Origin of the sequence: Chryseobacterium sp. VD8, from assembly GCF_037149975.1 — a bacterium.
GTDB classification, from domain to species: domain Bacteria; phylum Bacteroidota; class Bacteroidia; order Flavobacteriales; family Weeksellaceae; genus Chryseobacterium; species Chryseobacterium indicum.
Genome location: NZ_JBBCQL010000500.1, coordinates 1 through 255, shown reverse-complemented (window position 1 = coordinate 255; position 255 = coordinate 1). Strand labels below are relative to the sequence as shown.

The 255-nt window shown below is 35.3% G+C and carries 1 pseudogene; it reads right to left on the bottom strand.

The window, feature by feature from the left end:
* Positions 1 to 209, bottom strand: a pseudogene (locus WFK35_RS23365) (IS3-like element ISXac4 family transposase); the annotation flags it as partial.
* Positions 210 to 255: the final 46 nt, after the last annotated feature.

Here is a 255-nt window from a genome sequence, read left to right as displayed (position 1 = left end):
TGAATCGCTCCGATGGAAAGCCCAATCTCAATCCAAATTGATTCGCGGTTGTAATCATCAATGATATTCAATGTTCTAAATCTTCTCGAATTGAAAAGCGCATCACTCATAAAATCGATACTCCAAAATTCATTGTAGTTTCTTGGAACTTCCAGATTTTTTCGTTCTCTCGAAGCCAATCTTCTCTTGCGTTTCCTTAAAAGATTCAATCCTAATTTTTTGTAAATACGATACACCTTCTTGTGATTACAGGAA